Here is a 12766-nt window from a genome sequence, read left to right as displayed (position 1 = left end):
TCCGGGAGTGCGGCCCATCGGGAAGTGGCTGAGGTCAGCGGATCTCGCTGATCTCGGGGCCGCGCTGGAGCTGGCCCATGCCGCCGGAGAAGCGCGAGCCCTCCTGGTCCTCCTGCTGCACGCCGTCGGGCACCATCTGCGCGTCGTTGGGCAGCTTCAGGACGATCGGGTCGCGGGGCGCCATCGGGCCCTCGCCGCGCACCACCACGGTGTCGCGGAAGATCGTCTCAAGCAGCCCGGCGGCCTGCGGCTGCACCGCGCCCTGGCCGGAGATGACACCGCGCAGGAACCAGCGCGGGCCGTCCACGCCCACGAAGCGCACCAGCTGGACACCGTTGGTGCCGTCGGGCAGCTGCACCGGGACCTGCGCGCGCAGCTCCCAGCCCAGCGGGCCCTCGACCTCGTCGATGACGCCACCCTGCTGGGTGATGCCGGAGGCGATCTCCTCGCGGACCTCGCCCCAGATGCCTTCCTTCTTCGGTGCCGCGAAGGCCTGCAGCTGGACCGCGCTGTCGTTCAGCACGACCGTGGCCGCCACGATCGCGTCGCCCGCGACCTCGACCCGCAGCTCCATGCCCTCGACCCCGGGGACGAAGAGTCCGCCGAGATCCACCCGGCCCTCGCCGGGCTCGCTGACCTCGGAGAGGTCCCAGGGTCCGTCCGGGCGGGGCGCCGGCGGCAGGTTCACCCTGCGCACCTGGCCCGCGTCACCGGCTCCGTCGGCGTCGGCCTCGGTGCCCTCGACAACCTGCTCGGCCTCGCCCGCCGAGTCCTCGGCAGTACCGCTCTTCTTGCGACGTCCGAACACGTTACTGTCCTTCCCGGTCGGATACGACCGAAGCGTATCGATTCCCACCCGTTGTGCCGCCACCGGCGGCCGAACCGTCCACGGCGGCATGACCGCCTGTGGACCCGAAGCCCCCCTCGGCCCGCGCCGAGCCGGGAAGCTCCGCCACCTCGTGGAAGCGCACCTTCTCGACCTGCTGGACGACCAGTTGGGCAATGCGGTCGAAACGCTCGAACCGAACGCTCTCGCGAGGGTCGAGGTTGACCACGATCACCTTGATCTCCCCACGGTACCCGGCATCCACCGTCCCCGGGGCATTCACCAGGGCGACACCGCAGCGGGCGGCAAGACCCGAGCGGGGGTGCACGAAGGCCGCGTACCCGTCGGGCAGCGCGATGGAGACCCCGGTCGCCAGGACCGCCCGCTCGCCGGGGGCGAGCTCGGCCGCGTCGGTGGTCACCAGATCGACTCCGGCGTCGCCCGGGTGCCCGTACGCCGGGATCGGCACCTCCGGGTCGACACGGCGGATGAGGACATCTACGGGTTCACGCGTCACGGGTTCACCTCGAAGGCGCGGGCGCGCCTGACCTGGTCGGGGTCGGACATCGCGGCCTGGATCTCGGCCGGGCGTCCGTTGTCGATGAAGTGGTCCACCTTCACCTCGATGAAGAGGGCCTGGGCACGGACCGCCACCGGTCCCTCGGGGCCGCCGATGCGGCCGGTTGCCCGGGAGTAGATCTTGCGGCCGGCCACCGCGGTGACCTCGGCCTGGAGGTGCAGGACCGTGCCGACCGGCACCGGGCGGGCGAAGTCCGTCTCCAGGCGGCCGGTCACCGCGATCACCCGCAGCAGCCAGTTCAGCGAGCCGAGCGTCTCGTCGAGCGCGGTGGCGAGCACCCCGCCGTGGGCGAGGCCGGGGGCTCCCTGGTGGGCTTCCCGCACGGTGAACTCGGCGGTGACGGTCACGCCTTCGCCGGCCCGCGCGGCCAGGTGCAGTCCGTGGGGCTGTCCGTCGCCGCAGCCGAAGCAGTGCCCGTAGTGCGCACCGAGCAGCTCGCCGGGTGCGGGCGCCTCGGGGTGCCGCACCGGCGCTATGGCGTCGGCCGGGGGCGTCAGGGACGCAGATGTAGCAGTCACAGCCGCAGACCTTACCCGCGGTCAAGGCGCAGGTCGCGCCGTGCCAAGCTAGCTTTCATGCAGCCCAATGCCCCGCAGTACGCAGAACGCCTCACCGCGCCCCGGTCGTGGTGGTTCATCTCCGTCCTCGTCGGCGTCGCGTGCGCGCTGATGCTGCTGCCGGTGGGCACCCTGCCGATGCTGGCCGGCTTCGTCGGCGGCACCGCCGCGTCCTGGGTGGTGGTGAGTTCGTACGGGTCGGTGCGGATCCGGGTTCTCCCGGACACCCTGGTCGCGGGCGAGGCCCGGATCCCGGTCAGGGCGCTGGGCGAGCCCGAGGTCCTGGACGCCGAGGAGGCGCGGGCCTGGCGGCTGCACAAGGCGGATCCGCGTGCGTTCATGCTGCTGCGGGCCTACATCCCGACGGCGGTAAAGGTGGAGATCACCGACCCGGCGGACCCGACTCCGTACGCCTATCTGTCGACCCGGGACCCCGAGGCGCTGAAGGCGGCCCTGAACGCGGTCCGCGCCGGCTGAGGATCCCGGCCTTCAGCGGCCGAGTTCCTTGGGGGTCTTGCCCTGCGGGAGCGGGTTGTCCGGCTGTTCCAGGGCGGGCAGCTCGGGCAGCGCGTCCCAGGGCACCTGGCGCTCGCGCAGGTCCTTGCGGATGTGGCCGGCGAGCTTCTTGGTGTCCCGGCGGTTCATCACGGCGCCGACGGCCGCGCCGACCATGAACGGCGTCAGGTTCGGCAGATTGCGGACCATGCGCTTCATGATCTGCTGACGCAGCTCGCGCTTCATCTGGCCGCCGAGCGCGAAATTGAGCGACGTCGGCTTGGTGACGTCGATGCCGCGCTCCTCGGTCCACGACGTCAGATAGGCCATGGAGCGCTCTTTGAGCGTGCCGGGCGGCCGCATTCCGTAGACCTCGTGCAGCTCGGCGATGAGCTTCAGCTCGATGGCGGCGACGCCGGTGATCTCCGCGGCCAGCTCGGCGGGCATCGCGGGCGGTACGGGCAGCATCGCGGCCGCGCCGATTCCCGCGCCGACCGTGGAGGTGCCGTTGGCGGCGCCCGCGATCAGTTTGTCGGCGATCTCCTCCGGGCCGAGGCCCGGGAAATGGGCGCGCAGGGTCGCCAGATCCCGCACGGGAATGCGGGGGGCGACTTCGATAATGCGGTCGGCAAGGTGGCCGAGCGAGGCCTTCATGCCCTCGCCGCCCTTGCGTACGCCCTTCTTGAGCACCGGAACGCTCTTCTTCAGGGCGGGAATGCCCTTGTCGAGAGCGCCCTTGCGCAGGGCGTCCAGGCGTCGGGCCCCGGCCGCGGGCCCCGCCTTGTGTGCCGTGTCCGGTGCCGTGACGGCTGCTTCGAGCGAGGCCTGGTGGCCCCGCTCGGCGTCACGTGCACCGTTGGCAGCGCTCACCGCAGGGAGGCGGTCCGGCTCGGCGGGGTCTTCCACGCCTTCTGCCGGGCCCCTGCCGCCCTGTGGTGCCTCGGTGGAACCCGGGGCACCCTTCCTCCGGAACGGTCGCTTCCGGGACGGTTTCGCGCCTGCCACAGCCGGCCTGCTCAGTCGCAGTCGCGGCAGATCGGCTGGCCGTTCTTCTCCCGGGCCAGCTGGCTGCGGTGGTGCACGAGGAAGCAGCTCATGCAGGTGAACTCGTCGGCCTGCTTCGGCAGGACGCGCACGGCGAGCTCTTCGTTGGACAGGTCCGCGCCGGGCAGTTCCATGCCTTCGGCGGCCTCGTACTCGTCGACGTCGACGGTCGAGGTGGACTTGTCGTTGCGCCGGGCCTTCAGCTCTTCAAGGCTGTCGGAATCGACGTCGTCATCGGTCTTGCGTGGGGTGTCGTAGTCCGTTGCCATGTCGCTCTCCCCCTCTGGGTGGTTGCGGTGTCTCAGCGCACGTAACGCGTGAGAGGCCGGACTTGTGCCCGACCTGAGGCGGAGATTTTGCCTCACATCAAGGTCTGTTACTCAATCGACACCCAACCGCACTCCTCAAGAGTGATCGTCTTGGATGGCGATCGGGACCGTACACGGTCCTAATGTCGCACTTCACCAGCGCCACCCCGTGTACTTCCCGTGATCTCACCCCCTGGAAACCCGGACTTTTACCGGGTTTCCAGGGGATTTAGTGATCACGGAGAGTAGGTGGCTGGATGTTTGCCTTTGTGACTGATCACACACGAAAATCACAGGAACAGGTCCCGAAAATTCCGCGCAAAGCGAACTGTCACGACAGCTTCGAGCAGCGTCTCAGACCGGCAGGGTGACACGCATCACGAGGCCGCCGCCTTCGCGGGGCTCCGCGATGATACGGCCTCCGTGAGCCCGCGCGACCGACCGGGCGATGGACAGGCCGAGGCCGACGCCCTTGTCGCTGCCGGTGCGCTCGGTGCGCAGCCGCCGGAACGGCTCGAAGATGTTGTCGATCTCGTACGCCGGGACCACCGGGCCGGTGTTGGTCACGAGCAGCGTCGCGTGGCCGTCCCGGAGCTCGGTGACCACCTCGACCCAGCCTCCTTCCGGGATGTTGTACCGGACGGCGTTCTGGACCAGGTTCAGGGCGATGCGCTCCAGGAGTACGCCGTTGCCCTGGACGACCGCGGGGCCCCGCTCGCCGCGGACCTCCACGCCCTTGGCGTCGGCCTCGCTCCTGGCCTGGTCGATGGCGCGGGACGCCACCTCGGCGAGGTCGACCGGCTTGCGGTCGATGATCTCGTTGTCGCTGCGGGCGAGCAGCAGCAGGCCCTCCACGAGCTGCTCACTGCGCTCGTTGGTGGCGAGCAGCGTCTTGCCGAGCTGCTGGAGCTCCACCGGGGCGCCGGGGTCGGAGAGGTGGACCTCAAGGAGCGTGCGGTTGATCGCGAGCGGGGTGCGCAGCTCGTGCGAGGCGTTCGCGACGAACCGCTGCTGCGCGGTGAAGGCCCGCTCCAGGCGGTCCAGCATCTCGTCGAAGGTGTCGGAGAGCTCCTTGAGCTCGTCGTCGGGGCCGTCCAGCTCGATGCGCCTGCTCAGGTCCGTGCCGGCCACCCGGCGGGCGGTCCGGGTGATCCGGCCGAGCGGTGACAGGACGCGGCCGGCCATCGCGTACCCGAAGGCGAAGGCGATGACGCTGAGGCCGACGAGGGCGAGCAGGGAGCGGCTCAGGAGGTTGTCGAGGGCGTGCTGGCGCTGCTGGGCCATGCAGGCGCTGATGGCGTCGTTGAAGTTCTGCGGGGTGCCCCGGTCCGGGAGCTGGCAGCTGCCGCTGGAGACCGTGATGTTCTGGCCGTCCACGATCTTGAACGGGGTGCTGCCCGCGTGCAGGGCCTGGGCGGCGAGCAGGTAGATGATCGAGAGGAGCAGTATCCCCGCGATCATGAACATGCCGCCGTAGAGCAGCGTCAGGCGTATGCGGATGGTGGGCCTGAGCCACGGGAAGGGCGGCTCGGCGGACTTCGGGGCCCAGGTGGGCTTCGGGGGCGCCGTCGGCGGCGCGGGAGTGGCGGCCATCGCCGTCAGATCCGGTAACCCGAGCCCGGCACGGTGACGATCACCGGGGGCTCGCCGAGCTTGCGGCGCAGCGTCATGACGGTGACGCGCACGACGTTGGTGAACGGGTCGGTGTTCTCGTCCCATGCCTTCTCCAGGAGCTGCTCGGCCGAGACGACCGCGCCCTCGCTGCGCATGAGGACCTCCAGGACCGCGAACTCCTTGGGCGCGAGCTGGATCTCCCTGCCCTCCCGGAAGACCTCGCGGCGGTTGGGGTCCAGCTTGATGCCGGCCCGCTCCAGGATGGGCGGCAGCGGCACGGTGGTGCGCCGGCCGAGCGCGCGGACGCGGGCGGTCAGCTCGGTGAAGGCGAACGGCTTGGGCAGGTAGTCGTCCGCGCCGATCTCCAGGCCCTCCACGCGGTCGCTGACGTCGCCGGCCGCGGTCAGCATCAGGACACGGGTGGGCATGCCCAGCTCGACGATCTTGCGGCAGACGTCGTCGCCGTGGACGAGCGGGAGGTCCCGGTCGAGCACGACCACGTCGTAGTCGTTCACGCCGATGCGCTCCAGGGCCGCGGCGCCGTCGTACACGACGTCGACGGCCATGGCCTCCCGGCGCAGTCCGGTGGCCACCGCATCGGCGAGCAGTTGCTCGTCCTCGACGACGAGTACGCGCACGGCGCATTTCCTTCCCTAGGGACCCGCGTCGTTCGCGGGCAGATCTGTGCACTGAACCAGTGACTGTGAGCTTCCATCCTGCCCCTTACGCCCATAAACCGGCGGTAAGACGGTGCCCGACCGGGGCCGGGCGCCCACCTGCGCTTTTCGGCCGGGGGAGGTGGGCGGCGCGGGAATGGACAGGATTGGCGCGGCAGTTGAGGTTTCTTTGAGAGTGGGCTTGGGGAGGACGAATGCACACCCCGCGATCACGCCCTGTATGTGGCATGCCACATCCTCGTGTCGTGGTCGCGACCCACCGTCGGCACACCCCTGTGCCACCTACCCACGACGAGGGGGCGCACCATGGACGCTTTCACCGCAGGACTTCTGCAGCGCATCAGGACCACGGAAACCGACCTCACACGGGCGCGCGAAACCGGCGACGACTTCCTCGCCGACGTCGAGCAGGCAGAGCTGGACGACCTGCGTCGTCTGGCCGCCGAGCACGGCGTCGAGGTAGCCGCGGCGCTCTGACCCCACCCACCAGGAAACCCCGGCGCCACGGGACGGCGCCGGGGTTTCGTCATGTCTGAAAAGCCTGTGTCCGGTCCGGACCGAGTTCGGACCGGACACAGGCTCCGACGGCTGCGCCCGGCGCGCTCAGTCGTGCCAGGCCCCGTACTCCTCAAGGAGCGACTGGAGGGGGCCGAAGAGCTCCGGGGATGCGGCGATCGTCAGCTCGCGGGACGGGGGCGTGCCGGGGCGGCCGCCGGTGAGCGCGCCCGCCTCGCGGGCGATCAGGTCACCGGCCGCCAGGTCCCAGGGGTTCAGGCCGCGCTCGTAGTACGCGTCGAGCCGACCGGCCGCCACGTCGCACAGGTCGATCGCCGCCGAGCCGCTGCGGCGGATGTCGCGGAACCGCGGGATGAGTCGCTGGGCCACCTCGGCCTGGTGGGCGCGTACGGACTGGACGTAGGCGAAGCCCGTGGCGACCAGGGACTGGGACAGCGGGGCCGGCGGGCGGCAGCGCAGCGGGCGCTCGCCCTCGAACGCGCCGCCGCCGAGGACGGCGTGGTAGGTCTCGCCGCGCATCGGGGCGGCGACCACGCCCGCGACCCGCTCGCCGTCCTGTTCGGCGGCGATGGAGACGGCCCAAGTGGGCAGCCCGTAAAGGTAGTTGACGGTTCCGTCGAGCGGGTCGATGACCCAGCGGATGCCGCTCGTGCCCTCGCTGGAGGCGCCCTCCTCGCCGAGGAATCCGTCGTGCGGGCGGTGCTCGGAGAGATAGCCGGTGATCAGCTTCTCGGCGGCGATGTCCATCTCGGTCACCACGTCGATGGGGCTGGATTTGGTGGCGGCGACGGCGAGGTCGGCCGGGCGGCCGTCGCGCAGCAGCTCGCCGGCCCGCCGGGCGGCCTCCAGGGCGAGGCCGAGCAGTTCGCGGTGCAGGGGGTCGGTCATGGGTGCTCCCTTACGGCCCGGATCCGGACGGGGTTCGGACACGGGCTCTTACGCGTACGGGCTGTCTGCGCCGGCGGCCGCGGGCTTGGCTCCGCCTCGGGCGGCCGGGCAGCAGCCGACCGCGCAGAGGTCGTGCGAGGGGCCGAGCGCGCCGAGAGCGCACCGCTCGGCGGGCAGCCCGCGCTCGGCGGCGGCCCGCTCGACGACGAGCTCGCGCACGGCCGCGGCGAAGCGCGGATCGGCGCCCACGGTCGCGGAGCGGGCCACGGGCAGGCCTAGCTCGGCGGCCTTGGCCGTTGCCTCCGTGTCGAGGTCGTACAGGACCTCCATGTGGTCGGAGACGAAGCCGATGGGGACCATGACGACGGCCGGGGCGCCCTCGCCGTGCAGCGTCTCCAGGTGGTCGCAGATGTCGGGTTCGAGCCAGGGGATGTGCGGGGCGCCGGAGCGGGACTGGTAGACGAGCTGCCAGGGCCGCTCGACGCCGGTCTCGACCTGGACCGCGTCGGCGATGGCCCTCGCCACGTCGAGGTGTTCGCGGACGTACGCGCCGCCGTCGCCGTGCTCCTCGACGGGCCCCGAGGTGTCGGCCGCGGTCGTGGGGATGGAGTGCGTGGTGAAGGCGAGGTGGGCGCCCGCGCGGACGTCCTCGGGCAGCTCGGCGAGCGACTTCAGGACGCCGTCGATCATGGGGCGGACGAAGCCGGGGTGGTTGAAGTAGTGCCGCAGCTTGTCGACCCTCGGCAGGTCGAGCCCCTCGGCCGCCAGCGTCGCGAGCGCCTCCGCCAGGTTCTCGCGGTACTGCCGGCAGCCCGAGTACGAGGCGTACGCGCTGGTGGTGAGGACCGCGATGCGGCGGCGGCCGTCGGCCACCATCTCGCGCAGCGTGTCGGTGAGGTAGGGCGCCCAGTTCCGATTGCCCCAGTAGACCGGCAGGTCCAGGCTGTTCTCGGCGAAATCCTTGCGCAGCGCGTCGAGCAGCGCGCGGTTCTGCTCGTTGATGGGGCTCACCCCGCCGAACAGGAAGTAGTGCTGCCCCACCTCCTTGAGCCGCTCCTTGGGGATGCCGCGGCCGCGCGTCACGTTCTCCAGGAACGGGACCACGTCGTCGGGACCCTCGGGGCCGCCGAAGGAGAGCAGCAGCAGGGCGTCGTACGGGGCGGCGGCCGCGGCCGCTCCGTGAGCTGGATCGCGCAGTTCGGACATGACTCGATCCTGCCATCCGCCTCTGACAGCGGCTGAACCGAGCCGGAGGATCCGGGGGATCATCGAGGAATGCGGGCCGGAGAACGCCGCCGGCTTTCGAGGAGAACGAGCCGGACACGAGCCGGAAAAGGCGGTGCGCCGGTCGACTTCAGCATCGTAAGCTTTAGAAATTAATTACACGCGTCACGCCGGATCCCGGAGCCCCCGTTGCCCAGTCCCTATCGCGCGATATTCGCCGCCCCCGGCACCAAGGGGTTCTCCGCCGCCGGGCTGCTCGGGCGGATGCCGCTGTCGATGATGGGCATCGGCGTCGTGACCATGGTGTCCCAGCTCACCGGCCGCTACGGCCTGGCCGGCGCGCTCTCGGCGACGCTGGCCATGTCGGCCGCCGTGGTCGGCCCCCAGATATCCCGGCTCGTGGACCGGCACGGCCAGCGGCGGGTGCTGCGTCCGGCCACCCTGATCGCCGTCGCCGCCGTCGCCGGGCTGCTCCTCTGCGCCCAGCAGGGCGCCCCGGACTGGACCCTGTTCGTCTTCGCGGCGGGCGCCGGCTGCGTGCCGAGCGTCGGCTCGATGGTCCGGGCCCGCTGGGCCGAGATCTACCGCGGCGACGCCCAGCACCTGCACGCGGCGTACTCGTGGGAGTCGATCGTCGACGAGCTGTGCTTCATCCTGGGGCCGATCCTGTCCATCGGGCTCTCCACCGCCTGGTTCGCCGAGGCGGGGCCGCTGATCGCCGCGTGCTTCCTGGTGGCCGGCGTCTTCACGCTGACCGCCCAGCGCGGCACCGAACCCGTACCGCATCCGCACGAGCACCACAGCGGCCGCTCCGCGCTGAGCTCGCGCGGACTCCAGGTCCTGGTCGCCACGTTCGTCGCCACCGGCGCCGTCTTCGGCTCGGTCGACGTGGTCACCGTGGCCTTCGCCGACGAGCGCGGACACAAGGCGATGGCGAGCCTGGTGCTGGCCGTTTACGCCCTCGGCTCGTGCATCGCGGGAGCCGTCTTCGGGCTGCTGCGCCTCAAGGGCGCGGCGTCGAGCAGGTGGCTGGTGGGTGTCTGCGCGATGGCGGTGAGTATGATCCCGCTCCAACTGGCCGGGAACCTGCCGTTCCTTGCCGTGGCGCTCTTTGTCGCGGGCCTGTCCATCGCGCCGACGATGGTGACGACGATGGCCCTCGTCGAGCAGCACGTACCGCGCAGCAAGCTCACCGAGGGCATGACCTGGACCAGTACCGGGCTCGCGGTCGGTGTGGCCCTCGGCTCCTCCGCCGCAGGTTGGGTGGTGGACGCGGCGGGAGCCGAGGCGGGGTACCTGGTGTCCGGCGTGTCGGGAACGCTCGCGGCAGCGGTGGCGTTCCTGGGGTACCGCCGGCTTCGCAGGCCGGTGACGCATCGGGAGGGGCTCGAAGCAGATGAGCGGAGCGAACGGCAGCAGCACCTGGCGTAACTGGGCGGGGAACATCACCGCGCGGCCGACGAGGGAAGTCTCCCCGGCCTCCGCGGCCGAACTCGCCGACGCCGTGCGCCGGGCCGCCGAGGACGGCCTGACCGTGAAGGCGGTCGGCACCGGCCACTCCTTCACCGCGGCCGCCGCCACCGACGGCGTGCTGATACGTCCCGACCTGCTGACCGGCATCCGCGAGCTCGACCGCGCCGCGATGACCGTCACCGTGGAGGCCGGCACCCCCCTGAAACGGCTGAACGCGGCGCTCGCCAGGGAGGGCCTGTCGCTCACCAACATGGGCGACATCATGGAGCAGACGGTGGCGGGTGCGACGAGCACCGGAACGCACGGCACCGGCCGCGACTCGGCTTCAATCGCCGCCCAGATCAAGGGACTTGAGCTGGTCACGGCCGACGGCTCGCTGCTCACCTGCTCCGAGAAGGAGAATCCCGAGGTCTTCGCGGCGGCCCGGATCGGGCTCGGCGCGCTCGGCGTCGTCACCGCGATCACCTTCGCCGTGGAGCCGGTCTTCCTGCTCACGGCCCGCGAGGAGCCGATGGCCTTCGACAAGGTCACCGCCGACTTCGACGAACTCTTCACGGAGAACGAGCACTTCGAGTTCTACTGGTTCCCGCACACCGGCAACTGCAACACCAAGCGCAACAACCGCAGCGCGGGCCCCGCCGCCCCGCCCGGAAGGCTGAGCGGCTGGATCGAGGACGAGTTCATGTCCAACGGCCTCTTCCAGGTGGTGTGTTCGCTCGGCCGGGCCGTGCCCGCGACGATCCCGTCGATCGCCAAGGTCTCCAGCCGGGCGCTGTCCGCCCGCACATACACCGACATTCCGTACAAGGTCTTCACAAGCCCGCGCCGGGTGCGGTTCGTGGAGATGGAGTACGCCCTGCCTCGCGAGGCCGTCATCGGGGCGCTGCGCGAGGTGAAGGCGCTGGTGGAGCGTTCCCCGCTGCGGGTCAGCTTCCCGGTGGAGGTCCGCACCGCGCCCGCCGACGACATCGCGCTGTCCACCGCCTCGGGGCGCGAGACCGCGTACATAGCCGTGCACATGTACAAGGGCACGCCGTATCAGGCGTACTTCACCGCGGTCGAGCGGATCATGACCGCGCACGCGGGCCGGCCGCACTGGGGCAAGGTGCACACACGCGACGCGGCCTACTTCGCGGAGGTCTACCCGCGCTTCGCCGAGTTCACCGCGCTGCGCGACCGGCTCGACCCGGAGCGCCGCTTCGGCAACGCCTACCTGCGGCGCATCCTCGGCGACTGATCCGCGCCTACGGGGCGGAGCTCTCGCCGGACTTCGGGGCCGGGGTGGCCGGCTCGCCGGTACCGCTCCCGGATCCGGAGCCCTTCGAAGTGGACGGCGTGGGCGTAGGCGTCGTACCGCCCGAGCCGGAACCGGAACCCGAACCCGAGCCCGAGCCCGAGCCCGAATCCGTGGACTTGGAGGGGGAGGGCGTCGGCGAGGGGCTGGTCCTCGACGAGTCCCCTCCGGTCGTGCCGCCGCCGCTGGTGCCCGGCGACGACGAACCGCCGGTGCCCGGCGAGGGCTTGCGCCGGTCGCCGGTGTCCGAAGGCGCGGACGGCTTCTGCTGCTTCTCGGAACCGCCGGTGAGCACGGATGTGAGCGTGGTCCCGGTGCCGTTGCCGCCGACCTCACCTCCGGAGACCAGCTCGTACGCGGTGATGCCGCCCATCGACACCCCGAAGACGACGGCCGCCGCGAGCACCGGCCGCTTCCATCCGCGCAGCCGGGTGCCGTGGACGGTCGCCTCGTTGAACTCCTTGGCGGGGCGGGCGGTCGACGGCAACAGCCGGGTCTCGTCGACCGACTTGATCAGCTGGGTGCGGTCGGCGTCGGCCTGGGGCAGCATCGTGGTCGCCCCGTCGAGCGACTTCAGCAGCTGGGTGCGGTCCGCGTCGGCCTGCGGCAACGCCGTGGTCTCGTCCTGCGCCCCCTTGTAAGGGGAGACCGCCGGCACCTGGCGCGAGCCGGCCTTGGCCTGGACGGTGACCTCGCGCAGCTGTTCGCCGGTCCGTTTGAAGAAGTGCTGGAAGACAGTGCCGCCGCAGGTGGCGACCACGCTCACGACGCCGGCTCCGAGGAACGTCCCGTACACGCCCAGTTGGGAGGCGAGCACCGCGGCGGTGACCGCGGCGAGCGCGCTGCCCGCGACTTGAGGCACGCTCAGGTCGATGCGCTTCTTCTCTTCGGTCCCGGTGTCCGGCCTGTCACCCATTCCCAGCCTCTGCTCGCCCTTCTAGTCCGTCTTGCACAGAGAAAGGACATTTGAGCGAAAGGAATAGTTCCGTTTCCGGCGATTATGTGAAGCAAGACACGTACGGACCACTGACCAAGGCTTCACGGCGGGTCCAACTCCCGTATCCCGCGAGAACTTCGGCGGCGTGCCGGTCCACCCCGGTGGCCCGAATGGAGTACTGTGGCGAGCCCTGGGCCCCGGGTCCCACACGGGTATCCGGGACTTGCGGGAGGGGGCCAAACGCGGCACTCGAACCGGCGGCGCCGCGGCACCGCACGGGCGCCTGCTGCACAGAGTGACCATGTCGGTCACTCTGCGTTGCGAAAAGGTAAC

14 protein-coding genes are annotated in these 12766 nt (G+C 70.9%); 4 read left to right on the top strand and 10 right to left on the bottom strand.

The genetic code is table 11. The features are described from left to right. Positions 1-34 precede the first annotated feature (34 nt). Genes ACWC2B_RS26070 through ACWC2B_RS26060 form a run of 3 tightly spaced genes read right to left on the bottom strand, consistent with a single transcriptional unit; the run spans position 35 to position 1924 of the window. Positions 35-808, bottom strand: coding sequence for a DUF3710 domain-containing protein (locus ACWC2B_RS26070; protein ID WP_450720578.1), 774 nt, complete (start codon positions 806-808; stop codon positions 35-37). Between the two features lies 1 nt (position 809). Beyond that, the gene (gene dut, locus ACWC2B_RS26065; RefSeq protein ID WP_450720576.1) at positions 810-1343 is read right to left on the bottom strand and encodes a dUTP diphosphatase; all 534 of its coding nucleotides are present in this window, start codon (positions 1341-1343) and stop codon (positions 810-812) included. Next, a complete protein-coding gene (locus ACWC2B_RS26060) occupies positions 1340-1924 on the bottom strand; it encodes a PaaI family thioesterase (RefSeq protein WP_450720574.1) in 585 nt (194 codons plus the stop codon). Before ACWC2B_RS26060 ends, dut begins: the two co-directional genes overlap by 4 nt. A gap of 57 nt (positions 1925-1981) precedes the next feature. Between ACWC2B_RS26060 and ACWC2B_RS26055 the strand changes: the two genes are divergently transcribed. Continuing rightward, on the top strand, positions 1982-2440 hold the full coding sequence (locus ACWC2B_RS26055; RefSeq protein WP_450720572.1) for a DUF3093 domain-containing protein: 459 nt from the start codon (positions 1982-1984) through the stop codon (positions 2438-2440). 12 nt (positions 2441-2452) lie between these two features. Here the strand turns inward: ACWC2B_RS26055 and ACWC2B_RS26050 are convergent, their stop codons facing one another. From ACWC2B_RS26050 to ACWC2B_RS26035, 4 genes are all read right to left on the bottom strand, one after another. Then, entirely contained in the window at positions 2453-3463 is a 1011-nt protein-coding gene (locus ACWC2B_RS26050) for a hypothetical protein (RefSeq protein ID WP_450720570.1), read from the bottom strand. An 11-nt stretch (positions 3464-3474) separates the two neighbouring features. Further along, positions 3475-3771: a DUF4193 domain-containing protein gene (locus ACWC2B_RS26045; protein WP_053725482.1), complete on the bottom strand. Its 297-nt coding sequence runs from the start codon at positions 3769-3771 to the stop codon at positions 3475-3477. A gap of 393 nt (positions 3772-4164) precedes the next feature. After that, complete coding sequence (locus ACWC2B_RS26040) at positions 4165-5403, bottom strand: sensor histidine kinase (RefSeq protein ID WP_450720568.1); 1239 nt, start codon at positions 5401-5403, stop codon at positions 4165-4167. Positions 5404-5408: 5 nt separating this feature from the next. Continuing rightward, a complete protein-coding gene (locus ACWC2B_RS26035; RefSeq protein WP_053725484.1) occupies positions 5409-6062 on the bottom strand; it encodes a response regulator transcription factor in 654 nt (217 codons plus the stop codon). Between the two features lie 345 nt (positions 6063-6407). Here ACWC2B_RS26035 and ACWC2B_RS26030 point away from each other — a divergent pair, with 345 nt between their 5' ends. After that, positions 6408-6578: a hypothetical protein gene (locus tag ACWC2B_RS26030; protein ID WP_189965484.1), complete on the top strand. Its 171-nt coding sequence runs from the start codon at positions 6408-6410 to the stop codon at positions 6576-6578. 126 nt (positions 6579-6704) lie between these two features. On the opposite strand, the gene ACWC2B_RS26025 is transcribed toward ACWC2B_RS26030, so the two are convergent. Together ACWC2B_RS26025 and ACWC2B_RS26020 are read right to left on the bottom strand one after the other, a co-directional pair. Beyond that, complete coding sequence (locus tag ACWC2B_RS26025; protein WP_450720565.1) at positions 6705-7505, bottom strand: inositol monophosphatase family protein; 801 nt, start codon at positions 7503-7505, stop codon at positions 6705-6707. Positions 7506-7553: 48 nt separating this feature from the next. Beyond that, a complete protein-coding gene (locus ACWC2B_RS26020; RefSeq protein ID WP_450720563.1) occupies positions 7554-8711 on the bottom strand; it encodes a ferrochelatase in 1158 nt (385 codons plus the stop codon). 207 nt (positions 8712-8918) lie between these two features. Here ACWC2B_RS26020 and ACWC2B_RS26015 point away from each other — a divergent pair, with 207 nt between their 5' ends. Together ACWC2B_RS26015 and ACWC2B_RS26010 are read left to right on the top strand one after the other, a co-directional pair. After that, positions 8919-10160 carry an MFS transporter gene (locus ACWC2B_RS26015; protein ID WP_450720561.1) on the top strand — a complete coding sequence of 414 codons (1242 nt, stop codon included), beginning with the start codon at positions 8919-8921 and terminating at the stop codon, positions 10158-10160. Then, positions 10126-11439: a D-arabinono-1,4-lactone oxidase gene (locus ACWC2B_RS26010; RefSeq protein ID WP_450720559.1), complete on the top strand. Its 1314-nt coding sequence runs from the start codon at positions 10126-10128 to the stop codon at positions 11437-11439. The genes ACWC2B_RS26015 and ACWC2B_RS26010 overlap by 35 nt, the downstream gene beginning before the upstream one ends. 7 nt (positions 11440-11446) lie before the next feature. Here ACWC2B_RS26010 and ACWC2B_RS26005 read toward each other — a convergent pair whose 3' ends face one another. Beyond that, positions 11447-12412: a hypothetical protein gene (locus ACWC2B_RS26005; RefSeq protein ID WP_450720557.1), complete on the bottom strand. Its 966-nt coding sequence runs from the start codon at positions 12410-12412 to the stop codon at positions 11447-11449. Positions 12413-12766: the final 354 nt, after the last annotated feature.

Source organism: Streptomyces sp. NPDC001415 (genome assembly GCF_053597395.1).
The sequence above is the reverse complement of the archived record's forward strand: the minus strand, read 5'-3'. Positions and strand labels throughout refer to the sequence as shown.